Origin of the sequence: Agrobacterium larrymoorei (assembly GCF_005145045.1) — a bacterium.
Taxonomy (GTDB): domain Bacteria; phylum Pseudomonadota; class Alphaproteobacteria; order Rhizobiales; family Rhizobiaceae; genus Agrobacterium; species Agrobacterium larrymoorei.
Map to the genome: position 1 here is coordinate 832141 of NZ_CP039692.1, position 21592 is coordinate 853732.

The 21592-nt window shown below is 57.7% G+C and carries 22 protein-coding genes and 1 tRNA gene; 6 read left to right on the top strand and 17 right to left on the bottom strand.

Features of this window, described 5'->3' with window-relative positions:
* Positions 1–110: 110 nt before the first annotated feature.
* The 6 genes from CFBP5473_RS18095 to argH all read right to left on the bottom strand — a co-directional run bounded on the left by CFBP5473_RS18095 (position 111) and on the right by argH (position 7953).
* Positions 111–1154: a Gfo/Idh/MocA family protein gene (locus tag CFBP5473_RS18095; RefSeq protein ID WP_027674074.1), complete on the bottom strand. Its 1044-nt coding sequence runs from the start codon at positions 1152–1154 to the stop codon at positions 111–113.
* A 6-nt stretch (positions 1155–1160) separates the two neighbouring features.
* Entirely contained in the window at positions 1161–1946 is a 786-nt protein-coding gene (locus CFBP5473_RS18100; RefSeq protein ID WP_027674073.1) for a ThuA domain-containing protein, read from the bottom strand.
* A 179-nt stretch (positions 1947–2125) separates the two neighbouring features.
* A complete protein-coding gene (locus CFBP5473_RS18105) occupies positions 2126–4813 on the bottom strand; it encodes a TIGR02302 family protein (protein ID WP_027674072.1) in 2688 nt (895 codons plus the stop codon).
* Between the two features lie 165 nt (positions 4814–4978).
* On the bottom strand, positions 4979–6247 hold the full coding sequence (gene lysA, locus CFBP5473_RS18110) for a diaminopimelate decarboxylase (RefSeq protein WP_027674071.1): 1269 nt from the start codon (positions 6245–6247) through the stop codon (positions 4979–4981).
* Between the two features lie 12 nt (positions 6248–6259).
* A complete protein-coding gene (gene lptM / locus CFBP5473_RS18115; RefSeq protein ID WP_027674070.1) occupies positions 6260–6457 on the bottom strand; it encodes an LPS translocon maturation chaperone LptM in 198 nt (65 codons plus the stop codon).
* 95 nt (positions 6458–6552) lie between these two features.
* On the bottom strand, positions 6553–7953 hold the full coding sequence (gene argH, locus CFBP5473_RS18120) for an argininosuccinate lyase (protein ID WP_027674069.1): 1401 nt from the start codon (positions 7951–7953) through the stop codon (positions 6553–6555).
* Positions 7954–7978: 25 nt separating this feature from the next.
* On the opposite strand from argH, the gene tlpA reads away from it, so the two are divergent.
* Together tlpA and CFBP5473_RS18130 are read left to right on the top strand one after the other, a co-directional pair.
* Positions 7979–8647: a thiol:disulfide interchange protein TlpA gene (gene tlpA / locus CFBP5473_RS18125; RefSeq protein WP_027674068.1), complete on the top strand. Its 669-nt coding sequence runs from the start codon at positions 7979–7981 to the stop codon at positions 8645–8647.
* Positions 8648–8658: 11 nt separating this feature from the next.
* Positions 8659–9279 carry a glutathione S-transferase gene (locus tag CFBP5473_RS18130; RefSeq protein ID WP_027674067.1) on the top strand — a complete coding sequence of 207 codons (621 nt, stop codon included), beginning with the start codon at positions 8659–8661 and terminating at the stop codon, positions 9277–9279.
* Positions 9280–9299: 20 nt separating this feature from the next.
* On the opposite strand, the gene CFBP5473_RS18135 is transcribed toward CFBP5473_RS18130, so the two are convergent.
* The 7 genes from CFBP5473_RS18135 to CFBP5473_RS18165 all read right to left on the bottom strand — a co-directional run bounded on the left by CFBP5473_RS18135 (position 9300) and on the right by CFBP5473_RS18165 (position 14843).
* Complete coding sequence (locus CFBP5473_RS18135) at positions 9300–10181, bottom strand: 3-hydroxybutyryl-CoA dehydrogenase (RefSeq protein WP_027674066.1); 882 nt, start codon at positions 10179–10181, stop codon at positions 9300–9302.
* Positions 10182–10304: 123 nt separating this feature from the next.
* A complete protein-coding gene (locus CFBP5473_RS18140; RefSeq protein WP_027674065.1) occupies positions 10305–11234 on the bottom strand; it encodes an electron transfer flavoprotein subunit alpha/FixB family protein in 930 nt (309 codons plus the stop codon).
* Positions 11235–11257: 23 nt separating this feature from the next.
* Positions 11258–12004 carry an electron transfer flavoprotein subunit beta/FixA family protein gene (locus tag CFBP5473_RS18145; RefSeq protein ID WP_027674064.1) on the bottom strand — a complete coding sequence of 249 codons (747 nt, stop codon included), beginning with the start codon at positions 12002–12004 and terminating at the stop codon, positions 11258–11260.
* 181 nt (positions 12005–12185) lie between these two features.
* Positions 12186–12962, bottom strand: coding sequence for a rhomboid family intramembrane serine protease (locus tag CFBP5473_RS18150; RefSeq protein WP_027674063.1), 777 nt, complete (start codon positions 12960–12962; stop codon positions 12186–12188).
* A gap of 39 nt (positions 12963–13001) precedes the next feature.
* On the bottom strand, positions 13002–13589 hold the full coding sequence (locus CFBP5473_RS18155) for a cob(I)yrinic acid a,c-diamide adenosyltransferase (RefSeq protein ID WP_027674062.1): 588 nt from the start codon (positions 13587–13589) through the stop codon (positions 13002–13004).
* A 2-nt stretch (positions 13590–13591) separates the two neighbouring features.
* Complete coding sequence (locus CFBP5473_RS18160; RefSeq protein ID WP_027674061.1) at positions 13592–13789, bottom strand: twin transmembrane helix small protein; 198 nt, start codon at positions 13787–13789, stop codon at positions 13592–13594.
* Positions 13790–14009: 220 nt separating this feature from the next.
* On the bottom strand, positions 14010–14843 hold the full coding sequence (locus tag CFBP5473_RS18165; RefSeq protein ID WP_027674060.1) for an SDR family oxidoreductase: 834 nt from the start codon (positions 14841–14843) through the stop codon (positions 14010–14012).
* A 174-nt stretch (positions 14844–15017) separates the two neighbouring features.
* On the opposite strand from CFBP5473_RS18165, the gene CFBP5473_RS18170 reads away from it, so the two are divergent.
* The gene (locus tag CFBP5473_RS18170; RefSeq protein ID WP_027674059.1) at positions 15018–15926 is read left to right on the top strand and encodes a YihY/virulence factor BrkB family protein; all 909 of its coding nucleotides are present in this window, start codon (positions 15018–15020) and stop codon (positions 15924–15926) included.
* On the opposite strand, the gene gluQRS is transcribed toward CFBP5473_RS18170, so the two are convergent.
* Positions 15897–16778: a tRNA glutamyl-Q(34) synthetase GluQRS gene (gluQRS, locus tag CFBP5473_RS18175; protein WP_037170717.1), complete on the bottom strand. Its 882-nt coding sequence runs from the start codon at positions 16776–16778 to the stop codon at positions 15897–15899. The two genes, CFBP5473_RS18170 and gluQRS, sit on opposite strands and share 30 nt — an antisense overlap.
* A 72-nt stretch (positions 16779–16850) precedes the next feature.
* On the opposite strand from gluQRS, the gene CFBP5473_RS18180 reads away from it, so the two are divergent.
* Together CFBP5473_RS18180 and CFBP5473_RS18185 are read left to right on the top strand one after the other, a co-directional pair.
* On the top strand, positions 16851–17477 hold the full coding sequence (locus CFBP5473_RS18180) for a DNA-3-methyladenine glycosylase family protein (RefSeq protein ID WP_169696907.1): 627 nt from the start codon (positions 16851–16853) through the stop codon (positions 17475–17477).
* A 100-nt stretch (positions 17478–17577) separates the two neighbouring features.
* Positions 17578–18135: an HNH endonuclease gene (locus CFBP5473_RS18185; protein ID WP_027674056.1), complete on the top strand. Its 558-nt coding sequence runs from the start codon at positions 17578–17580 to the stop codon at positions 18133–18135.
* 24 nt (positions 18136–18159) lie between these two features.
* On the opposite strand, the gene CFBP5473_RS18190 is transcribed toward CFBP5473_RS18185, so the two are convergent.
* The gene (locus tag CFBP5473_RS18190; protein ID WP_027674055.1) at positions 18160–18678 is read right to left on the bottom strand and encodes a disulfide bond formation protein B; all 519 of its coding nucleotides are present in this window, start codon (positions 18676–18678) and stop codon (positions 18160–18162) included.
* A gap of 233 nt (positions 18679–18911) precedes the next feature.
* Here CFBP5473_RS18190 and CFBP5473_RS18195 point away from each other — a divergent pair.
* Positions 18912–18996, top strand: a tRNA-Leu gene (locus tag CFBP5473_RS18195).
* A gap of 610 nt (positions 18997–19606) precedes the next feature.
* Here the strand turns inward: CFBP5473_RS18195 and CFBP5473_RS18205 are convergent.
* Complete coding sequence (locus CFBP5473_RS18205; protein WP_027674054.1) at positions 19607–20560, bottom strand: acetyl-CoA carboxylase carboxyltransferase subunit alpha; 954 nt, start codon at positions 20558–20560, stop codon at positions 19607–19609.
* Positions 20561–20623: 63 nt separating this feature from the next.
* Positions 20624–21577, bottom strand: a complete 954-nt coding sequence (gene xerD, locus CFBP5473_RS18210; protein WP_027674053.1) for a site-specific tyrosine recombinase XerD — start codon at positions 21575–21577, stop codon at positions 20624–20626.
* Positions 21578–21592 lie beyond the last annotated feature (15 nt).

Sequence of the window (21592 nt, forward strand, 5' to 3'; positions counted from 1 at the left end):
AAGCATCGCAATAACAGAAGCGACCTCAAAATCTGGCAGATCAGATGACAGTTAGTTCTTCAGGCTTCGATACCGGCAGGCGCACTGCCGGTATCATTTGGCGCCCTACGCTAGACCGCAATCTCACGGCGTTCGCGGTCCGTAATGATGGACAGGTCGATTACCTTTTGCAGGTTGGCCGCGTGGCGGAAATCGGGATCGGCAACGCCGCCTTCCATCACCGCTTTTGCGAACTTCTCATAGTTCGTCGGCACCGGATCTGGCTCGATGTCTCTCCAGATCGCCTTCTCCACATCCTCACCGAGGCATCCGCGCAGTGTGGAGTAATCGGGCGTGTGCACGACTTCCAGCGCACCCTTGTCACCGTGGAGACGGAGGCGCAGTTCGTTCAGATGGCCCGTTGCCCAGCGGGTGGCGTGGATGACACCCATGGCGCCGTTTTCGAGTTCAGCCGTCATGGTGAAGCTGTCATTGGCATCGAGATCATAGACATCGATCCTGTTGCCTTCATATTTGTCGAAGGTTTTCAGGCGGGTGAAGATGCGCTCCACATCACTGCCCGCGCCATAGGACGCGAAGTCGAGAATGTGGATGCCGACATCCCCCAGCACGCCGTTGGAGCCGTGCTTGGTGGAGAGACGCCATAGCCATTTGCTTTCCGTCATCCAGTCACCCCATGCCTTGGATACGAGCCAACTCTGGAGATAGGACGCTTCGAGGTGTCGCAGTTTGCCGATCCGGCCTTCCTTCACCATCTGCCGTGCTGCCTGAAGCGGCGCGACATTGCGATAGGTCAGGTTGACCATGCCGATGAGACCGGCCTTCTCGGCAGCATCCGCCATTTCCGCGGCCTTGGCGTAGGTTTCCGCCAGCGGTTTTTCGCAAAACACATGCTTGCCAGCAGCCAGTAGCTTCAGGCTGGTCGGGTGGTGGATGGAATCAGGCGTGACGTTGGCGACTGCATCGAACTCTCCCCAAGCAATGGCATCATCCAGTGAGGTAAAGCTTAAAGGAATGTTGTGGCGTACACAGAAGGCGCGGACGATAACCTCATCCACATCCACCGCAGCAACGAGTTCGACACCGGAAATTTGCGAGAAATAGGTGGCGTGGTTGTTCGCCATGCCACCGGTTCCAAGAATAAGAAGCTTCATGATCGATTACCTGTAACCTGCTTCGCCAGCCTTATGCAATTTGGGGCCACGTTCTTCGATTGGCTCGGGCGCCTGATCGACGGGAACGTTCGGCGCATCATGAATGGTCTTCAGCGCGCCAGCCGGATTATACGCCCACTTCACCGAGTTGCTGATGACCTTCTGGATATTGGCATCGTGGTAGGTGGGATAGGTTTCGTGGCCCGGGCGGAAATAGAAGATGTTGCCCGCACCGCGCCGCCAGGTGAGACCGGAGCGGAACACCTCGCCGCCCTGAAACCAGGAGATGAAGACCGTTTCCAATGGTTCCGGCACCGAAAACTGTTCGCCATACATTTCCTCGTTCTCAAGCTCGAAATGCTCCGGCAGACCGGCTGCAATGGGGTGGCGTGGATTGATGGTCCAAACGCGTTCGCGCTCTCCCGCCTCACGCCATTTCAGCGCGCAGGGTGTGCCCATCAGGCGCTTGAACGGCTTGGAGAAATGGCCGGAGTGGAGCACGATCAGGCCCATGCCTTCCCAGACACGTTTCGCCACGCGCTCAACAATCTCATCCTGAACCGCGCCGTGATCCTTATGCCCCCACCAGACGAGCACGTCCGTCTGATCGAGCCGTGCCTGCGGCAAGCCATGCTCCTCTTCCTGAAGCGTCGCTGTTGTCGCCGTTATGTCCGCGTCCCTGTTCAGCGCATCGGCAATGGTGTTGTGCATTCCAGTCGGATAAATGGAGCGAACAGTCTCATTGATATGCTCATGAATATTCTCGCCCCACACGACGGTATTAATTGTCATTGACATACTCCTTGGATGAACCGGCGCGGGATTTGACGCCGGTGGCGTAAAGACGGATCAGTTTGTGCCAAGTGTCTCAACGTATCTAAGCCTGATACCGTTCAGATGAACCGAAAAGGTTAGCGACCAGCAATGGGCATTGCCAGGGAAAGCCAGCAATCGCCGTGAAGACCTGAAGGCTACTGAATGTCGAGCAATCTCTCAAGATAGCGACGCTCGATCTCGCCCGGCGGGTTATTACCTAGTTTCTCGCGGATCGCCTCGAGGATTTCGCGGGCCCGTTGAACATCGATTTCATCCGGCACGCGAACCTGGGAGTCGCCAAAATCAGGACCGGAATTGGCGCGGGGGCGACCAAGTGGATCGCGACCGTTCTGATTTCCCTGACCTGCCATGCCCTGCTGCCCTTGGCCCGGCTGCTGACCTTGCTGACGCATGGCCTGCATGATCTGGCCCATCATGTCCTGTGCGCCCTGACGCAGAGCATTCAGTGCATTGCCCTGCCCTTCGACAGCACGTTCACCACGGCCCTGTCCAAGCGCTTCGCCTGCGCCCTTCATTTCCTGTTCGGCCTTGCCGAAGTTCTGGCCAGGCTCCATTCCAAGGTCACGAAGTCCCTGCTGAAGCTCTCCGAGCTGCTTGCCCAGCCCTTCCTGCTGCTGACGCAGGTTTTTCAGCGCTTCGCGCAATTGTTCAGCCGTCATCTGGTCCGGGTTCTGGCCCTGACCATTTTGTCGCTGACCATTTTGACCCTGCTGCTGCTCGTCTTGCTGGCCGGGCTGCTGCTGGCCGTTTTCGCCCATCTGCTGCTCGCCGCCATCTTCGCCCTGCTGCGGGTCGCCGCGCTGCATGCGGTCGCGCAAAGCCTGATCCAGCTTGAAGGTCTCATCCATCAGCTTTTGCTGCTGCTGCATGATTTCGCCGAGCTTGTCGATCTGCTGGCGTAGCTGGCTGTTTTCCTGCTGCTGGCCCTGCTGGCCGCGCTGTGGTCTACCTGCCTGAAGGTTGTTCATCATCCGCTGTAACTGCGACAGCATCTCCTGCGCCGCATCGCGATTGCCGGAGCGCGCCAGATTTTCGATCTGGTTCATCATGTTTTCCAGATCGCGTTGTCGCAACACGTTTTGCGCCTGCTGGTTCATGTTGGCCTGCGGCGCATTCTGCATGCGCTGGGCAAGTTCCTTCATGAATTCGTTCATCGCATCGCGCAGCTCCTGCATCAGCTTGGCGACTTCCTCATCGGGCGCCTTGCGCTCCAGCGCCTGAGAAAGCGCATCCTGCGCATCGCGCAGACGCTTTTCGGCCTGAGACAGATCACCGTCTTCGATGCCGAGTGCAATCTCCCAGAGATAATCCGAAGTCTCCTTCAGCATCTCCTCATTATAAGCGAGCTTCATCCGCGTTTGCGCAGATTGCAGCAGGAGGTAATGCGTGGTGTTGGGGATCGTCTCTTCCGGACGCATGCCGATGGCTTCGTTATAAGCGATTGCCTTCGGCATCTGCCGCGTATCGAGGGAAAATATCTGGCGTTGCTCGACAATTGCTGCGGCCAGAGGTTCGGAGAAATTACGGCCCGGCAGGATCATTTCCTGCGGCGGGCTTTTGCCTGTCTGCCCCGCACCATCCGTCGCGACCAGCGTGATGCGAACGCGCTTGCCCGCCATCGGATGCTCGGTCAGGTTCCTTGAGGTCAGACCCTTGATGTCTCGCGGGTTCTGGCGTGGTAGATCAAGCTTGTATTCCGGCGGCGGATAAAGCGGCGTCGCACCGTCCGCGACATCGAGAGGCTCGATTATCGCGTGAGCTTCACGAACGCCGTAATCATCCTTGGCGGTAAAGCCGATTTCGAGCGCACCATTTACCGCACGGCGCGGAATGTTTTCGAAGGCAATGACCGGGGGCTTGTCCGGGATGATGTTGAACAGCCATTGCTGGCCATTCGCCTCAATCGTTCCGCTTTCCTTGAACTCCATGGAGAAAGTGCGGGGTGCGACAGGCGCGCTGCCCTCGGCTGCGGGTGCGGGTGCGGGAGCATTGCTGGCGTTGGCCTGCTCCGCCGCCCCTTCCGGCGCAAGCTTCTGCAGCTGGCCCGCCTCGTCAGGCTCGAAGGTCACCTCCTCGTTTCCGGCGCCGCCGGTCATGCGGATGGTAAGCTTCGAGGACTGGGGGACGGAAACCGCCTCGTCACGATCCGTATTCTGGCTGGTGAGGAAAATCGGCGCACGACCCGTATAGGATGGTGGCGTCACCCATGCATCGAGACGAATATCGGGATTGAGGGGACCTGCTGCGGGCCGGTTGCGAAAGGCATCCGAGACGCTGCCAGCGCCATTGGAATAGGAAAAACCGAAGGCGGCAACCAGCAGAAGCGCGGGCACGGCGCGAAGCGCCATGCGGTCATGTCGGGCGATATCCGGCTTCGGCAAACCGGCGTCAAGCGCTGCAATCCGCTCCGCCATGCGCGTCTGGTGCTCTTTCCAGAGCGCCCGTGCGATGGGGGTTTCAAAAGCGGGCTCATCTTCCTGCACGCCAACAGGCTGGTGCGGAAGGCCATTACGCTCTTCAAGCAGTCGCGAGGCTTCATCCCTGGACGGCCAGCGCAGACGCGCGATGGGCAGCAGCGAACTGATGAAGCTGAAGATCAGAAGAAAAACGACGACCCAACGCAGCAGATCCGGTATCTGCCGGTAAAGCCCAAGCCAGCCAAGAACGATAAAGAGGGCTGCAATGGACAGCGGCAGCAGGGTTTTCGGCGCTAAACGCTCGGCAAACAGAACCACCTTCGCGAAGAAGCGCTTGGCAGCGACGCGTCGTGCCAAGTCCGGTCTCTTTTCGAAAGCGCCTTTTCCGCCTTGCCTGGTGGTCATCAATCCGTTCTCCCGGTCTGGCCACACGGTTTCGCATCTGCCGAAATTGCAAAACCATTCAGTGCAACAGTGCCGAAGATAACATTGTTTGTGGCGAAGACGAGGGCAAGTCTTCGCTCGCCCTCACTTTTTAGGCATTTTCGCCGAATTGTGATCGCAGTCTCTTTAGTCCAGCCAGACCGGTACGGAATCCAGCGCAATCAATTCCTCATAGGTGCCGCGCGGGCGAATGACGTGAAACTTGTCGCCATTGACCAGCACTTCAGGCACCAGAAGACGGGAATTATAGGTTCCGGCCTGGACCGCGCCATAGGCACCGGCAGAGCTGACCGCAATCAGATCACCCGGCTGTGGAGCGGCCATTTCCCGATCCAGCGCCAGATAATCGCCCGTTTCACAAACGGGGCCGACGACATCCGCCTTGATGCGGGGCGCGTCTGCTTCGGGCTGAACCACCGGGCGAATGCCGTGATAGGCCTCATACAGCGTCGGGCGAATGAGATCGTTCATCGCGCCATCCACGATGACAAACGTCTTCTCGCCGCCGTCCTTCACATACAATACCTCGGTGACGAGGATACCGGCATTGCCGACGATCAAGCGACCGGGTTCGGTAACGATCTTGCAGTTGAGGCTCTTCAGCTCGTTCTTGACGATATGCGCATAGGCATCCGGCAAAGGTGGCGGGTTGTTGTCGTCCTTGTAAGGAATGCCGAGACCGCCGCCGATATCCACATGGCTGATCTTGTGGCCATCGCCACGCAGCGATTCCACCAGTTCCCGCAGCAGACGGAATGCATCCTCGAAAGGCTGCAACTCCGTGATCTGGCTGCCGATATGCATGTCGATGCCGCTGACTTCGATGCCGGGCAAGGTGGCCGCGTGGGCATAAACAGCGCGTGCGCGCTGGTATGAAATGCCGAACTTGTTTTCCTTCTTGCCTGTGGAAATCTTGGCGTGGGTCTTCGCATCGACATCAGGATTGATGCGGAAGGAGACATGCGCCTTTTTGCCCGCCTTCACGGCGCGCAGGTTGAGGATTTCCAGTTCCGGCTCGGACTCCACGTTGAAGCAATAGATGCCCGCCTCAAGTGCCAGATCCATCTCCACCGGCGTTTTGCCGACGCCGGAGAACATGATGCGGCTGGCAGGCACGCCTGCGGCAAGCGCGCGGCGCAGTTCGCCGCCAGAAACCACATCGATGCCGGCACCCAACTTCGCCAGCGTCTTAAGCACCGCCTGGTTGGAGTTGGCCTTCATGGCGTAGCAGACCATCGCGTCCACATCGTTGAAGGCCTGCGAAAATACCTTGTAGTGACGCTCCAGCGTGGCGGTCGAATAGACGTAGAACGGCGTTCCGACGGCCTTTGCGATTTCAGGCACGGCTACGTTTTCGGCGTGCAGCACGCCGTCGATGTAATGAAAATGGTTCACTTCTATCGTCCGTTAAAGGAGCTTGTCGAGAATGAAAGGACGCTCCGGCGTCTTTTCAACCGTGCCATCCGTCGAGCGCAGGTTACGCTGCTCTACCGGCGTGCTTGGAGCATCCAGATCGCCCTTGCGGCCACAGCTGGAGAGAACGAGGCCTGCGGCAAGCGCCACGCTAACCGGGATGATGATACTGCGAGAGTTTTTAAAGAGCATGGACCCGTCCAAAGGAAATCTTTGCATCTCTGATAACGAAAAACAGGGCACTTGTGCACCCTGTTTCTTGTGATGTTGATGTCACGCCGGATTGATCAGTTCCGGCCCCGCCACCATGCGACCTGCTTGCGCACTTCCGAAGGCGCAGTGCCGCCGAAGCTGGTACGGCTGGCAACGGATGCCTCGACGGACAGAACATCGAAAACGCTGGCGGTAATGGCCGGGTTGATCTCCTGCAATTCTTCAAGCGAAAGATCGGCCAGATCGCAGCCTTTCTTCTCCGCCAGAGCAACCGCATGGCCTGTGGCATGGTGTGCATCGCGGAACGGCAGACCCGCCTCGCGAACCAGCCAGTCGGCGAGATCAGTGGCCGTGGAATAGCCGGAACCGGCAGCGGCGCGCATCTTGTCGGCACGCACCTCCAGATCACGGATCATTCCGGTCATCGCCGCAATCGCAAGCTCGAGGCTTTCCGCCGCATCGAAAACCTGTTCCTTGTCTTCCTGCATGTCCTTGGAATAGGCAAGCGGCAGACCCTTCATCACCGTCAGAAGCGCGATCAGCGAGCCGTTGATACGACCGGTCTTGGCGCGCACCAGTTCGGCAGCATCCGGGTTCTTCTTCTGCGGCATAATGGAAGAGCCGGTGGAAAATGCATCCGACAGGCGGATGAAGCCGAATTGCGGCGTGGACCAGATGACGATTTCTTCTGCCAGACGCGAAAGATGCGTAGCGCAGATGGACGCGATGGAGAGGAACTCCAGCGCAAAATCGCGATCCGATACGGTATCGATGGAGTTGCGCGTCGGTTCACGGAAGCCGAGCGCATTTGCGGTCATGTGACGATCGATCGGGTAACCGGTTCCGGCAAGTGCTGCAGCGCCAATCGGGCTTTCGTCCAGATGCTCGATGGCGTGGCGAACGCGGGCGCGGTCACGTCCGAACATTTCCACATAGGCCATGCAATGGTGGCCGAAAGTTACCGGCTGCGCCGTCTGCAAGTGAGTGAAGCCGGGCATGACCGTATCGGCATGCTGTTCTGCGCGATCAAGAAACGCCGCGATCAAGGCGCTCAGCATGGCTTCCGTCTTTTGAAGCTCTTCCTTGACCCAGAGGCGGAAATCGAGCGCCACTTGGTCATTGCGCGAACGGGCCGTATGCAGGCGACCGGCAGCCGTGCCGATAAGGTTCGCGAGACGCGCTTCGATGTTCATATGAATGTCTTCGAGCTTGCGCGAAAACTCGAAAGTTCCGGCCTCGATCTCTGACAGGATAGTGTTCAGCCCGTGAATGATCTTGTCTTTATCTTCCGCGGAAATAATGCCTTTTGCGGCAAGCATGGTGGCATGCGCCACAGAGCCGCGTATATCCTGAGCATAAAGCTTCTTGTCGAAGCCGATGGAGGCATTTATCTCTTCCATGATGGCCGAAGGACCGGAAGCGAAACGCCCGCCCCACATCTGGTTGGAGGATTTCTGTTCGGTGCCGTCAGCCATAATATGCGTGCCCCTGGAGTATTCGATGACAGAAAAAAGGCCTTTCAGGCTTCCATCCGCCAGACTTGTTGCAATTGCCGCCATCGCCGGCATCGTCAGCGGCGGGGGAGTGGTATTGTTCAGGCATATTGGGTCTGAAGGTCAGGTTCAAGGGGCAGCGGCTGCGGATGCGGCTTTATGTGAAGGTGCGGCAAAGCGCATCGCCTCCATCGATCCCCTCCTGAAAGGCCAGATCGCCGCCATGTCCGCCAGCGACAAGCCACGCATCATCCCGCTTTCCTTCAAGTCTCCCGAGGGCAATGCGATGACGCAGGCAGATCTCAAAGGCAAAACGGTGCTGCTCAACCTCTGGGCCACATGGTGCGTGCCCTGCCGCGAAGAAATGCCTGCGCTCAACGCGCTTGAGAAGGAAAAAGGCAGCAATAATTTCGAAGTCGTCACCGTCAACATCGACACCGGCGGCGACGAAAAGCCGAAAGCCTTCATGAGCGAATACAAGATCGATTCGCTGAAACTCTATCGCGATAGCTCGATGGGCGTCTTCAACGCACTGAAGAAGGAAGGCCTCGCCTTCGGCCTGCCCGCGACCCTGCTGCTGGACGATAAAGGCTGCCTGCTTGGCTCCATGAACGGCCCCGCAGCGTGGGATAGTCCCGATGCTAAGGCACTTATTGACAAAGCAACTGCTCTCTAAGGATAAATTTTATGCTTAAAATCTGGGGTCGCATCAACTCGACCAATGTCAGAAAAGTCTTATGGGTAGTCGAGGAACTTGATCTCGTGCACCAGCGTATTGATGCTGGTGGAGCGTTTGGCCTCGTAAACGATCCCGCCTATCGCGCCATGAACCCGAATGGGCTGGTACCTGTAATTCAGGATGGCGATGACGTTCTCTGGGAATCCAATACCATCGTGCGCTATCTGGCAACACGGTACGGAGACGGCGCGCTCAACCTCACCGACCCCATTGCCCGTGCTCAAGCTGAAAAATGGATGGACTGGGCAACGTCTGCGCTTGCAGGCACTTTCCGCGATCTTTTCTGGGGCATGGTGCGCACGCCGGAAGATCAGCGTGACATGGCCAAAATCAATACCGCCCGCGAAGCGGTGGGCAAGCTGTTGAGGATGCCTGACGAAGCATTGGCCAGGCAGGATTATCTCTCGGGAGACACGTTCGGAATAGGAGATATTCCGCTAGGCTGTTTCGCCTATGCTTGGTTTGAAATGCCTATCGAGCGGCCTGCTCTTCCCAACCTCGAAGCATGGTACCAACGCCTTAAGGGTCGTGAAGCCTATCAGCGCGCGGTAATGACTCCTCTGACCTAACTTAAGGTGGTTCGTTCGATTTAACGCGTCGGAACCGGCGTTTCGCCGCGGTAGTCGTAAAAGCCTCGGCCCGATTTGCGGCCGAGCCAGCCAGCTTCGACGTATTTTACCAGCAGCGGGCACGGGCGGTATTTGCTGTCGGCCAGACCGTCATGCAGCACCTGCATGATCGAGAGACAGGTGTCGAGACCGATGAAATCGGCAAGCTGGAGCGGGCCCATCGGGTGGTTGGCGCCGAGTTTCATGGCGGTGTCGATGGCCTCGACCGTGCCCACGCCTTCATAAAGGGTATAGATCGCCTCGTTGATCATGGGCAACAGAATGCGGTTGACGATGAAGGCCGGAAAATCTTCGGCGACCGTGATTGCCTTGTCCAGCGAGCGTACATAGTCCTTCGCGGTTTCGAAGGTCTTTTCACCGGTTGCGATACCGCGCACCAGTTCGACCAGCTTCATCACCGGAACGGGGTTCATGAAGTGGATGCCCATGAACTGCTCCGGGCGGTCGGTCGCCGAAGCCAGACGGGTGATGGAAAGCGACGATGTATTGGTGGCCAGCAGGGCTTCCGGCTTTAAGACGGGGCAGACCTGCGCATAAATCTTGCGCTTGGTTTCTTCATGCTCCGTCGCCGCCTCGATAACGAGGTCCATGGCTGCGAGATCGTTGAGATCGGACGAGCCGCCGATGAGGCCGAGCGCCGATTTGCGGGCATCATCCTCAAGCTTGCCGTTGCTGACCTGACGGGCGAGGTTGCCGTTTATGGTGGCGAGGCCCGCCTCGATACGATCCTTGGAAAGATCATAGATGTGGACCTTGTAGCCTGCCAGCGCGGAAACATGCGCAATACCGCAGCCCATCTGACCGGCTCCGATAACACCGATGTTTTTGATTGGGGCGGTCATGCGTATTTCTCCTGTCGGGTCTGGTCTGGCGCAGCATGCGCTTGGAACGCGATGTTACGGATATTCTCGAAAAACAAAAGCGGCGCGTTTTCAAAAAACGCGCCGCCTGTATCAATGCCGCTATCAGATTGCTTTTTCAAGCTCTGGGAGAGCGTCGAAGAGGTCTGCGACTAGGCCGTAATCGGCAACCTGGAAGATCGGGGCCTCCTCATCCTTGTTGATGGCGACGATGACCTTCGAGTCCTTCATGCCGGCCAGATGCTGGATGGCACCGGAAATGCCCGCTGCGATGTAAAGCTGCGGCGCAACCACCTTACCTGTCTGGCCAACCTGCCAGTCGTTCGGAGCATAACCGGCATCCACCGCCGCACGCGATGCGCCAACGGCAGCACCGAGCTTGTCGGCAACCGGCAGAATGACTTCCTTGAACTTTTCCGAAGAACCGAGTGCACGACCACCGGAGATGATGATCTTGGCAGAGGTTAGTTCCGGGCGGTCCGAAGAGGCCAGCGCATCCGAGACGAAAGAGGACACGCCGGGGTTTTCTGCAGCCGAGACGGTTTCGACGGAAGCAGAACCGCCAGCCTGTGCCGGAGCAAAGGACGCGGTACGAACGGTGATAACCTTCTTGGCGTCCGTTGCCTGAACGGTTTGAATGGCGTTGCCGGCATAGATCGGACGCTTGAAGGTGTCGGCGGACACGACTTCGGTGATTTCCGACACCTGCGCAACGTCCAGAAGAGCGGCCACGCGCGGAAGCACGTTCTTGGCCGATGCCGTCGCAGGGGCGATGATCACGTCATAGGATGCGGCAAGCGAAACGAGAAGTGCCGCAAGTGGCTCCGCCAACTGGTTCGCATAGGAAGCATCGTCAGCAAGAAGAACTTTCGAGACGCCGGAAAGCTTGGCAGCCTCATCGGCTGCGGCCTTTGCACTGGCGCCTGCGACCAGCACATGGACGTCGCCACCAATTTGCGTTGCCGCCGTCAGCGTTTTCGCCGTCTGGTCGGAAAGGGTTGCATTGTCGTGTTCTGCCAGAAGAAGAATGGCCATATTTGATCTCCCTTTCGCTTTCCTTAGATTACGCCGTCAGCTTTAAGCTTGGACACCAGTTCGGCAACCGAGCCGACCTTGACGCCTGCCTTGCGGCCAGCGGGCTCCTCGGTCTTCAGAACCTTGAGGCGCGGTGCGGTATCGACGCCGAAATCGGCAGGCGACTTCTTGTCCAGCGGCTTCTTCTTGGCCTTCATGATGTTCGGCAGCGAGGCATAGCGTGGCTCGTTGAGACGCAGGTCCGTGGTGACGACGGCTGGCAGCTTCAGTTCAACGGTCTGGAGACCGCCATCCACTTCACGAGTGACGGCAACCTTGCCATCGGAGGGTTCGACCTTGGAGGCAAATGTGCCCTGACCCCAGCCGAGAAGAGCAGCCAGCATCTGGCCGGTCTGGTTCGAATCGTCATCGATGGCCTGCTTGCCGACGATGACGAGGCCGGGGTTCTCAGCCTCGACCACGCCCTTCAAGAGCTTGGCAACCGCGAGCGGCTCAACCGTTTCGTCGGTTTCGATGAGGATTGCGCGGTCGGCGCCCATGGCGAGCGCGGTGCGCAGCGTCTCTTCAGCCTTTGCAGGGCCGATGGACACGACCACCACTTCCTCCGCCTTGCCCGCCTCCTTCAGGCGCAGCGCTTCTTCAACCGAGATTTCGTCAAACGGGTTCATCGACATCTTGACGTTGGCAAGCTCAACACCGGAACCATCCGCTTTCACGCGGATCTTCACGTTGTAGTCCACCACACGCTTCACAGGCACAAGAATCTTCATCGGTAGCCTTCTCTCAACTCCTGACCATGAACGCGAACGCTCGACGGTCCTCCTGATAATCAAGTCGAGCCATGGATACGCATTTTTCCATCAAGTTCAACGGAACAATGCTCATGGCGTCATGCACTTCCGGGATATCTTACGTTGACGTTAACGTAAATACACGGCTTCAGAATAATTTTCACGGAACGCCATCGAATGGCCGTTCCGTTTGCGACACGAGAGCGCTTTGCGGCCCCTGATTTTTATGCTGCACGGCGCGCGGGGTCACGATCTGACGGTCGAACAGAGGCACGCCACGCCTGCGGAAGAAAAGCACGAGAACCAAACCAGCCATGATGCCACCCACATGCGCAGCCCATGAAACGCCCTGCTCCAGCCCAAAAAGCAGCATGAAAAACTGCTGCGCCACCCAGAAGGCAAGCGGAATGAAGGCTGGCAAGGGAATGGGTATGCGCATGAAAACCAGCACCCAGACCCGCACCTTTGGATGGAGCAGAAGATAAGCGGCGACAACGCCGGAGACCGCCCCGGACGCGCCAATCAGCGGACCTTGAGACGCTGGCTCGATCAGAGCGTGGAACAAGGCTCCGGCAGCGGCGCAGGCCAGATAGAAAATCAGAAATCGCAGATGGCCGAAGGCATCTTCGACATTATCGCCGAAGACCCAGAGAAAAACCATGTTGGACGCCAGATGCAGGAAGCCGAGATGCAGAAAGGCGTAGGTCAGCACCGTGGCATCGGTCGGTACGATTTTCATCGCGTCATCGAGGATCGCATAATCGAAGACAACCGCTGGGATGAAGCCAAGCCCGAGAATGGCGGCGTTGGCCTGCTCTTCAGAGGAAAAAGCGCCCGCAACCAACCAGACGAGAATGTTGATGCCAATCAGCGTCAGCGTGACATATTGCAGCTTGATGTGCTTGAGCGAGTTCGCGTCATGCAGCGGAATGAACATGTGAAGACGACCTCGATCTTTCCGCTCAACGGTTCCGGCTTAGCGATTCTGTCCCGGCACCCACAGCACATCCAACTTTGCCGCATCCCCCGCATGATTGGCAAAGCGTGCTGCAACGAACAGAAAATCGGACAGGCGGTTGATATATTTCAGCGCGGCATCGCTGACCGCCTCGCCTTCCAGCCGCGAAAGCTCCACCATTCTGCGCTCCGCCCGCCTGGAAACGGTGCGCGCCAGATGCAAGTAAGCGGCAGCGGCAGAACCGCCGGGCAGCACGAATGATTTGAGCGGCTCGAGCCCTTCGTTCAACGCGTCGATCTCGCTCTCGATACGGCTAACCTGAGACTCTATGATCCTGAGCGGCTCATAAGACAGCGGCTTGCCGTCATCCGGTGTTGCGAGGTCCGCGCCTAAATCGAAAAGATCGTTCTGGATGCGGAAGAGCATGGCGTCCAGTTCCGGCAATTCCTTCGTGTGGAGGCGCGCCATGCCGATGACGGAGTTGGTTTCATCTACGTCGCCATAGCTTTCCACGCGCAGATCATGCTTTGCCCGGCGTGGCCCGGAAACCAGCGCCGTCGTACCGTCGTCACCCGTGCGCGTGTAAATCTTGTTCAGCTTTACCATGCTCAGCGCCCGCCGCCCGTCAGCCACAGGGTGAACATGATCAGCACGATGGCGATGGCCTGAAGCAGCAATCTAAGCTGCATGAGCTTGTTGGAGCGATTGGCGTCCGTGCCTTTCACCATGTTGAACAGCCCGCGTATGAGCACCAGCACGACCAGCCCCATAACGATGACCGCGAGAACGGTTGTAAAACTGGACATGCGCTAACCTCCCTCAAGACTTTGAAACCGTTCTAACTGATCAGCTTAGGCATTTGCTAGAGCGTTTTCTTGTTAAATGGAAACAGTTCTGCCGGAGCAGGTTTTTGTCAGGGCAAAGGCGATTGGCGAAGGGCATACCCAAAGGTACGGTCGAGCCGATCGCCTTTGAGCCTGGCGGAAAGATGCCCGGCAGAACGTTTCCATTTAACAAGGAAACGCTCTAATCGAACTTGCGAAGAACGCGGTAAAACAGTGAAGCGGGCAAAAGTCGCTTGAGCAACACGCCCTGTTTCGCCGGAGTGGTGATGACGTAATGCGGCTTTGGCCGAGGTGCCGTCAAAGCGTGTCTCAGTTCCTTGTAGACCGCTTCCGGTCCAAGCTTGTGCTTGTTGACCGGGCCGGTGCCATCCAGCCGCGCAAGCTGCCTGCGATATTCCGCCGCGTGCGCGGAGTTTTCGAGATCGATATTGTCCCTGATGTGCTTGAGCGCCGTTGGCGTGAAGTTGGTCGCAATCGGCCCCGGCTCGATCAGGCTGACATGAATGCCACTGCCCTGCAGCTCCATGCGCAGCGTCACGCCAAGTCCCTCGATGGCGAATTTCGATGCGGTGTAAGCGCCGCGATACCGATAAGGTACTAGCCCGAGAATAGAGGAGCAGTGAACGATCCGGCCCTGCCCGCGCCTGCGCATCAAGGGAATCACGCGGCAGGTCAGGTCATGCCAGCCGAAGACATTGGTCTCGAACTGCCTGCGCAGAACCTCGACCGAAATATCCTCCACCGCACCCGCTTGTCCATAAGCGCCGTTGTTAAATAGCGCATCGATGCGCCCGCCAGTGCGCGCGGCCACCTCATCGACCAGTGCTGCGATGGTCTCTGGCTTGGTGTAATCCATGATGAGAGTTTCGATGCCGGAGCGCTCCAGCTCCACCATGTCCTCCACCCGGCGCACGGTTGCGAACACCCTCCAGCCATCGGCATGCAGTGCCTTGGCGCAATGCGCCCCGATACCGGTGGAACATCCCGTAATGATTATCACCGGCTTTTCGGACATGTGCTTCCTTGAGAATCGATGTTTTAACGTTTGGCAAACCTAAGCGCAGTTTCAGTAGTGCACAATTCTTCTTCGTGATGGAACCGATTGGAACGCTCAAGCGCTGTACAAACGAGAACCGATTTCCCATATTTCATTGCACCTTACGAATGAAATGCCGATCAAGGAGGTGACATGGTCGCCGCTTTACGCCTCGCCCAGAAAGTTGCCTTCGATGCTTATTTTCATTTCGCGGAGGACGATGGCTGGGCAATGGCGAGCCATGTGGCGCTCTCCATTCTGCTGGCGCTCTTCCCGTTCCTGATTTTCGGCACGGCGCTGGCCAGCTTTCTCGGCGCGGATCAATTTTCCGAAACGGCTGTCCATTTGATTTTCGATACATGGCCGGAAGCGATTGCCGGGCCGCTGGCTGCGCAGGTGCAGCAAGTATTGACCATTCCGCGCGGCGGCCTGCTGACGATTTCGGTATTGGCCGCAGCCTACTTCGCCTCGAATGGAGTCGAAGCCATCCGCATATCTCTCAACCGAGCCTATCGCGTCAGCGAAACCCGCTGGTGGTATGTCACACGCCTGCTCAGCCTGTTTTACGTCATCCTCGCGGTCATCATCTTCACAGGCATCAGCATCGTGCTGGTTGCGGTGCCTGTCGCCCTGCGATTTGCAGAAACGCGCTGGCCGCTTCTGACGGACATATTGAAGACGATCTCGAACCTTGGCCTTTACGGCACGATCATCGTTCTCGCCGTCGGCCTTGTTGCTGCGCATTTGTGGCTGCCTGCGGGTCGGCGAAAGCTTTGGGACGTGCTTCCCGGCATTCTGCTGACCCTGATTTTCTGGGTCATCGGCGCGGGCATTTTTGCCTATTATCTCGCAACCTTCGCCAATTATTCCGCCACCTATGCCGGTCTGGCCTCGGTCATGATCGTGCTGGTGTTCCTTTACATGATCGGGGTCATATTCATGCTGGGCGCGGAAGTGAATGCCGCCCTGATGAAATACCGCGTGCGCCACATAGTGAAGGCGGGCATTCACACCGGAAGCTTGAAGCAGGCACTAGAGGCCGACGAGGCGGCGGATATCTGACGGCGTGCGACCTTCTGCTCTAAGCGCTGAAAGACCGGTGCTTCCTTCGCTTTTGGAAAGCTTTTTTCCATCCGGCCCCACCACGAGCCGGTGGTGATGATAAACCGGCATGGGCAGCCCAAGAAGATGCTGAAGCAGCCTGTGAACCGACGTTGCGTGAAAAAGATCGAGCCCGCGCACCACATGCGTTATGCCCTGAAGCGCGTCATCCAGAACCACGGACAGGTGATAGCTGGATGGTGCATCTGAACGTGAGAGAACCACATCCCCCCAAAGAGCGGGCTGAGCTTCAACCAGCGCGTCGTCGTCCTCCCGTTTTTCCCTCCAGTAAAGGGGCGTGGAAATGACGGAGAGCGCCTTGTCCATATCCAACCGCCACGCGTGCCTGGCACCGGAAGCCAGCAACGCATCGACGTCCTGCTTCGACCGCGCCTTATCGAGCGGAGGATAAAGCGGCGCGCCATCCGGATCACGCGGCCAGATTTTTTCATCAGCCTCGTACTGACCCACAAATGCCTTGATCTCGCCCCGGCTCATGAAGGACGGGTAGACCAGTCCCATCTCGATAAGCTTTTCGAGTGCCGAGCGATACTCCGCAAAATGTTGCGATTGCCGACGAACGGGCTTCTCCCAGTTCAAGCCCAGCCAGTGGAGATCGTCGTAAATCCCCTGCTCGAAAGCGGGTGTACATCGGGCAATATCTATGTCCTCGATGCGCAGAAGAAACTGGCCACCTTGCTCCTTCGCCATATCATGGTTCAAAAGCGCCGAAAGCGCGTGGCCGAGATGCAGCGGTCCGTTGGGGCTGGGCGCAAAACGAAAGACCGGATTTTGACGAATGGGTGATGCCATGATTTCTTCTGCCACGTTTCAACGCGGCTTGTCATCGCAGGCTTTGGGGGTAACGTGAAAATCATACGGACAATGGCGGATATCGAAGAAGGTGTCGCAGCACTTCGTATTCTCGATCCGCGACTCGAGCGTGTCATCGACAACGCAGGCCCCATTCCGCTTCGCCTGAGAGAGCCCGGCTTCGAAGGCCTCGCCCGCATCATCGTTTCACAGATGGTTTCACGCGCAAGCGCCGATGCCATCTGGAGCCGGATGGTGGCTGGGACGGGAGCGATGACGGCGGAGAGTTTTCTTTCCGTAGACGAAACCAAGATGGCCACTTTCGGTCTCTCCCGCGCCAAAACGAAAACGCTGATCGGCCTTGCGACATCCATAGCCAATGGCGATCTGGACCTGTTTTCGCTGAGCCAACTGAATGGCGAGCAGGCGCTTGCGCAACTCACCGCGCTCAGCGGCATCGGACCCTGGACGGCTGAGGTCTATCTGATGTTCTGCGAAGGGCATGTCGACCTGTTTCCCGCGGGCGATGTGGCATTGCAGGCGGCCGTCATGCACGCGCTCGGTCTGGAAGCCAGACCCACCAGCAAACAGCTGTCGACACTGGCTCTTTTCTGGTCGCCATGGAGGTCTGTCGCGGCGCGAATATTCTGGGCCTATTACGCCGTGATTACGCGTCGAGAAGCGCTTCCCATCGCCTGAAATCCGCCTTTCTTTCGGCGCTTCATTTAGAGGCTTCACAATCCTGTAACAACGGACCTAATATACAAAGTGCAGATGCCGAATCGGTCAGGAGACGCCCTTGACGATTGCAGTTTCACCACAGGCCCTGCCCGCGCTCGTTCTGAACGCAGACTACAGGCCGCTGAGTTATTACCCCTTGTCGTTGTGGTCCTGGCAGGACGCGATCAAGGCAGTTTTTCTTGACCGTGTGAACATCATCGCTGAATATGATCACGCGGTGTGTTCTCCCAGTTTTTCCATGCGGCTGCCAAGTGTCGTCAGCCTCAAGACCTATGTTCAGCCCACGCGAAACCCCGCCTTTACGCGCTTCAACGTGTTCCTTCGGGACAAGTTCGAATGCCAGTATTGCGGCTCGCGGGAGGATTTGACGTTCGATCACGTCATCCCCCGTGCACATGGCGGAGAAACGACCTGGCACAATGTTGTGGCAGCCTGCTCGCCCTGCAATCTGAAAAAGGGCAGCAAGCTTCCCAAGCAGGCGGGAATGTTCCCGCACCAGCATCCCTATCAGCCGACAGTGCAGGATCTTCACAATAATGGGCGGTCCTTCCCGCCCAATTACCTGCACGAAAGCTGGATGGATTATCTCTACTGGGATACCGAACTGCAGCCCTGATTTTCACCGGGCTGCATGGTCTTCTCACACGCTTTTGCGGCTTGCGCCCCAGAAGGCAATGGCCGCAAGCACTGCACTGGCAATCACGTTCCATCCGGCAAAGGAAAGACCGAGAACGCGCAGCGCCGCCTCATTGCAGGACGGCGCCTTGATGGCGTTGAGGTCGCCCAGAAGGTTTCCGGCATTGGTGGTGATGGACGGCGCGCCGGTGGCGCAGGTCGTCGGGCCCGGCCAGAAGCCCCATTCGACGCCCGAGTGATAAACGCCCATGCCAAGACCAATCAGCATGGCGATGCCGATCAGCACCAGAAGCACCCTCGTCAGCCAAACGGGCAGCTTGAACAGGCTGGCACCGATGGCAATAATGCCCACCGGGATGGCATAGTAATACGGATCGCGCTGCAACAAGCAGAGCGCGCAGGGCGTATATCCACCGATATGCTGAAAACCGAGGGCGGACCCCACGGTAAAAATCATTCCCGCTGTAACGAGAACGGCTGAAAGCGTGCGGCTTCTATCTGCCGAGGAGGCTGCATATGCCATGATGGTCCTTCATAACTTTGGAAAATTTTGAAAACACCTGAACAGGTACAAAATAAGGCGGGAAGCCCCACCGCTCTAATCCAGTCTTCAGACGCTTGCAATCTCCAGCATCGACGGCTGTGGGCGCACCTCAAGCAAAGTTTCGTGAATTACCTTTTTCCGCAAAAATCGGTTGACCAAAGACACCCGGTTCGTATAGTCCGCCGCATACCAACCCGACACGCTTCGGAGTTGCCCCTTTGGCGGAATTGGTAGACGCGCCTGACTCAAAATCAGGTTCCGAGAGGAGTGCTGGTTCGATTCCGGCAAGGGGCACCAAAAACTTTCCAGCAGCATTGAATGCATTGTGCTTTTAGACGTTTTGTCCACGTATCAGTTTCCGCGTGGCTAGTAGGGCATTTTCAACACCAAGCGTCACATAAGGTATTCCTAAACCAATAAGCCACATTATAACCTTCTAAAACGGGGCTGGCATGAAGTGGTTATGGGTTGCCATTGGACTTTTGTGGATTGCGGCACCGGCGGTGGGAGCAAATACTCCATGCAGCGGCAAGAAGGGTGGCATTGAAAGATGTCAGGGGGATACGTTCATCTGTGTAGATGGGTCGGTTAGTGCCAGCAAGAAATCCTGTGTGGCAACGATGGGCGGCCTAGGCCTGCTAGGGTCTGACGGTTCAGATATGGCGCCAACGAGTTCCGGCGACTGCTCGTGCCGAGGAGGCTCTTATTGTACGGGGCCGCGCGGCGGTCATTATTGTCTTAAAGACGATGGCGGCAAGAGTTATCTGAAGAAGTAAACCTGTTGATCTGTGTACGGCTTGGTCGCCGACGTAAGGCTCCCGCTCGGTGTAGAGACCAGTGGTCAAACATAAAGGGCGCGACCTTTACGGCGCGCCCCTATTATTTAAAGCAGGTATTGAGCTTAAGCTTACAGACTACGTCCAATATCCAGGAATTTCTGACGACGTTCCGCGCGTATCTGGCTGCCGGACTGCGAGCTCAGTTCTTTCAATGCGGACTCGATGGTCTTGCCTGTCGCTTCGATGACACTTGCCGGATCGCGATGGGCGCCGCCCATGGGTTCGGGGATGATGCCGTCGATGACGCCGAGAGATTTCAGGTCGTCGGAGGTGATCTTCATGTTGGTGGCGGCTTCCTTGGCGCGGGTGGAATCGCGCCACAGGATCGAGGCTGCACCTTCTGGGGAGATGACCGAATAGATTGCGTGTTCCAGCATGTAGACGCGGTTGCCGGTTGCGATGGCAATCGCGCCGCCTGAACCGCCTTCGCCGATGACGACGGAGACGATTGGAACCTTCACGTTGAGGCACATTTCGGTGGAGCGGGCGATGGCTTCCGCCTGACCGCGCTCTTCCGCGCCAACGCCGGGATAGGCGCCAGCCGTATCGATCAACGTTACCACAGGCAGCGAGAAGCGGTCTGCCAGTTCCAGAACACGGATGGCCTTGCGGTATCCTTCCGGGCGCGGGCTGCCGAAATTGTGCTTGAGGCGGGACTTCGTGTCGTTGCCCTTTTCCTGACCGATGATGGCGACGGGCTGGCCGTTGAAACGGCCCAGACCTGCCTGAATGGCGGCATCTTCGGCAAATTTGCGATCACCGGCGAGCGGTGTGAAATCCGTGAAAAGCTTGCTGGCGTAATCTGTGAAATGCGGACGCTGCGGATGGCGCGCGACCTGCGTTTTCTGCCAGGCGTTGAGCTTGGAGTAGATATCCTGCATCGCATCGTTGACGCGGGACTCCAGACGCGAAATCTCCTCCGAAGTGTCTATGCTCTCGTCTTCGGCAGCAAGCTTCTTCAGCTCGAGAATCTTGCCTTCAAGGTCCGAGATAGGTTTTTCGAAGTCGAGATAGTTGTGCATGAGATCCGTTTCCGATCGTTTTGCGCAAGGTTTGACCGGGTCTTCCCGGCGGTTCCGGTCGCTCTAATCAAGGTTTTTGGCGCTTTTGGCAAGAGGGTGGTGCGTTTGTACCAGTTCTTGAAGGCGTTCTTCCAACACATGTGTATAAATTTGTGTCGTGGAAATGTCTGAGTGACCGAGCAGTTCCTGCACAGCGCGCAGGTCCGCGCCGTTCTGCAAAAGGTGGCTGGCAAAGGCGTGGCGCATCACATGCGGAGAAATTGCAGAAGGGGTGAGCCCTGCGCGGATGGCAATATTCTTGAGGTCCCGCGCAAAAACCTGACGCGGCAGATGGCCTTCCTTTCCGGTCGACGGAAAAAGCCACGGACTTTCGATATCATGCTTCTTTGCAGCCGTGAGCGCCGCGCGCGCCCGCTCATATTTCTCCATCGCGTCCATTGCGGCGCGCGAGAGGAGGACGACGCGATCCTTGTTGCCCTTGCCGCGGATCATCAAAAAGCGGCCCTCATGGCGCAGCACCTTTAACGGCAACGAGACGAGTTCGCTGACGCGCATACCCGTGGCATAGAGCAGTTCCAGCAGCAGATGCATGCGGATGCGTGACAGCTGCCCCGGCCCTTCCTGCTCCGCCTCCTGCGCGGCCTGTGCCAGAAGAGCGGTCACATCGGCAACACTCATGATTTTTGGAAGAGAGCGACCCTTGCGCGGCGCATCCAGAATGCCGGTCGGATCATCGGTCCGCAGCCCCTCCGAATAGAGAAACTTGTAGAACTGACGCATGGAAGACAGGCGTCTGGCCTGAGACGATGCAGCGAAACCCTGAGCCGAGAGATGGGCGAGATAGGCGGAAAGGTCGGTAGTCTCCGCTTCGCAGAGACTGGCGCTTCGCGAACCCATGAACTCCATCAGATCGCTGAGATCGCGCTCATAGGATGCGAGCGTATTGGCGGCAGCGCCGCGCTCCGCGCTCATCATTTCCAGAAAGCTTTCCAGCCGTGCGCTATCCTGACGAGACATCGATCTTCATGCCCT

Excerpts from the sequence above, each read along its gene's own strand:
- CFBP5473_RS18140 (WP_027674065.1), bottom strand. The coding sequence starts at position 11,234 with ATGGCCATTCTTCTTCTGGCAGAACACGACAATGCAACCCTTTCCGAC.
- argH (WP_027674069.1), bottom strand. The coding sequence starts at position 7,953 with ATGGCTGACGGCACCGAACAGAAATCCTCCAACCAGATGTGGGGCGGG.
- CFBP5473_RS18105 (WP_027674072.1), bottom strand. The coding sequence starts at position 4,813 with ATGACCACCAGGCAAGGCGGAAAAGGCGCTTTCGAAAAGAGACCGGAC.
- CFBP5473_RS18155 (WP_027674062.1), bottom strand. The coding sequence starts at position 13,589 with ATGGTAAAGCTGAACAAGATTTACACGCGCACGGGTGACGACGGTACG.
- CFBP5473_RS18170 (WP_027674059.1), top strand. The coding sequence starts at position 15,018 with ATGGTCGCCGCTTTACGCCTCGCCCAGAAAGTTGCCTTCGATGCTTAT.
- tlpA (WP_027674068.1), top strand. The coding sequence starts at position 7,979 with ATGACAGAAAAAAGGCCTTTCAGGCTTCCATCCGCCAGACTTGTTGCA.
- CFBP5473_RS18130 (WP_027674067.1), top strand. The coding sequence starts at position 8,659 with ATGCTTAAAATCTGGGGTCGCATCAACTCGACCAATGTCAGAAAAGTC.
- lptM (WP_027674070.1), bottom strand. The coding sequence starts at position 6,457 with ATGCTCTTTAAAAACTCTCGCAGTATCATCATCCCGGTTAGCGTGGCG.
- xerD (WP_027674053.1), bottom strand. The coding sequence starts at position 21,577 with ATGTCTCGTCAGGATAGCGCACGGCTGGAAAGCTTTCTGGAAATGATG.
- gluQRS (WP_037170717.1), bottom strand. The coding sequence starts at position 16,778 with ATGGCATCACCCATTCGTCAAAATCCGGTCTTTCGTTTTGCGCCCAGC.
- CFBP5473_RS18205 (WP_027674054.1), bottom strand. The coding sequence starts at position 20,560 with ATGCACAACTATCTCGACTTCGAAAAACCTATCTCGGACCTTGAAGGC.
- CFBP5473_RS18165 (WP_027674060.1), bottom strand. The coding sequence starts at position 14,843 with ATGTCCGAAAAGCCGGTGATAATCATTACGGGATGTTCCACCGGTATC.
- CFBP5473_RS18190 (WP_027674055.1), bottom strand. The coding sequence starts at position 18,678 with ATGGCATATGCAGCCTCCTCGGCAGATAGAAGCCGCACGCTTTCAGCC.
- CFBP5473_RS18145 (WP_027674064.1), bottom strand. The coding sequence starts at position 12,004 with ATGAAGATTCTTGTGCCTGTGAAGCGTGTGGTGGACTACAACGTGAAG.
- CFBP5473_RS18150 (WP_027674063.1), bottom strand. The coding sequence starts at position 12,962 with ATGTTCATTCCGCTGCATGACGCGAACTCGCTCAAGCACATCAAGCTG.
- CFBP5473_RS18095 (WP_027674074.1), bottom strand. The coding sequence starts at position 1,154 with ATGAAGCTTCTTATTCTTGGAACCGGTGGCATGGCGAACAACCACGCC.
- CFBP5473_RS18180 (WP_169696907.1), top strand. The coding sequence starts at position 16,851 with ATGGCGGATATCGAAGAAGGTGTCGCAGCACTTCGTATTCTCGATCCG.
- CFBP5473_RS18160 (WP_027674061.1), bottom strand. The coding sequence starts at position 13,789 with ATGTCCAGTTTTACAACCGTTCTCGCGGTCATCGTTATGGGGCTGGTC.
- CFBP5473_RS18135 (WP_027674066.1), bottom strand. The coding sequence starts at position 10,181 with ATGACCGCCCCAATCAAAAACATCGGTGTTATCGGAGCCGGTCAGATG.
- CFBP5473_RS18100 (WP_027674073.1), bottom strand. The coding sequence starts at position 1,946 with ATGACAATTAATACCGTCGTGTGGGGCGAGAATATTCATGAGCATATC.